The 1,255-nt window shown below is 65.6% G+C and carries 1 protein-coding gene; it reads right to left on the reverse strand.

Going from position 1 to position 1,255, the window contains the following annotated elements:
- Positions 1–34: 34 nt before the first annotated feature.
- Positions 35–1,255, reverse strand: a 1,221-nt coding sequence (locus ABH925_RS37680; RefSeq protein WP_370156158.1) for an IS4 family transposase, incomplete at its 5' end; no start/stop codon positions are given.

Genomic DNA, 1,255 nt, shown 5'->3' on the forward strand with positions numbered 1-1,255 from the left:
CCAATGCCGGGAAGTTTGACGGGTCAACCAGCTGTCAAATCGGGCTTGTTGGGTTCAGGATGATGGAGATCTTGATGTCCAACATCGGCAGGTCCTTCCTGGTGGGGCTGTATGCGTAGTTGGAGATGGTGCGTTTGACCCGGCGCGGGAGAATGCGGGCGCGACGGCGTTTCGGTCCGAGTTCGCGTGGATGCAGGATCGCTGCGCGGATCTGCGGGGTCGGCGGTCTGCCGGGATCAGCGTGGGCCCCCGTTGCGTTGACCACTGTGTGGCGTGCAGTACGGAGGGTGACGGTCAGTGAGATCCGATCGGGGTCGATACCCGCATCCATAGCGGTGTCTGCGGCGATGCGGCGGGCGGCCTGGTAGATCACGAGCAGTCCGTAGAGCTCCTGTCGGACGCCATCGACGCTATGGGATCGGAGTACCCGTCCCGATCCGCGAAGGGTGACCTTTAGCCCGAAATAGGAAGTTTCGACCTCCCATCTTTGATGATAAAGAACCGCGAGCTCGCCGGCCGGATAGAGCTCGTGGTCCAGGAGCGTGGTGATCAGTCTCAGTTCGCTGGTCTTCATGCGGCCGTCTCGGGCGCGGACAAGAACGGTAGCTTCGATTACACGTATAGTCACGCCTTCGACCTGCGGCGGGACCCCACGACGGTGACGAGCCCAGCGCGCCAGGCGAGCCCGCTCGTTTGGCGCGGTGGCCATGGATAGGTAGGTGCCGTCCGGCAGTGGCCACAGCACCGGCGGCACTCGGTCCGAACTGATCCGCCACAGCAGGTGCGCGCCCGTCGCGGCCGTCGTGCGGGTCAACTCGAAGCCCTTGCTAGCCCGATCGGCCATCAGCAGCATCCCCGGCCGCAGTGCCCGGCACAGGACCCGCGCCTGCTCCTGTTCGGGCTGCTTCCACGGTCCAGCGACAGCATCGATCAGGGCCCTGGTCCCGCACTCGACCAGAGCGGACAATCGAATCAGCGGGAACCCGCCTGTCCCGTTGGTACCCACGACCCGACCGCAGTAGGCGGCGTTCGCCGCACTGTCCGCGACGTGGATCGCCGTCCCGTCCCAGGCCACCGTCCGCAGGCCGCGCCACCACGCTCCTACTGCGTCGGGACCGGCAACAACACCCTTGAGCTGGTCGAACAGCTCCACCAGTGGGGCTGAACCGACCCGGCGACGTGCATGGCGCAACGCAGCAGCGGACGGGTCGACATCGGCTATGTCCGGTCCTGCTACCAGTGACGCCCACACACC

This window comes from Streptacidiphilus sp. EB129, assembly GCF_041262645.1.
GTDB lineage: Bacteria > Actinomycetota > Actinomycetes > Streptomycetales > Streptomycetaceae > Streptacidiphilus.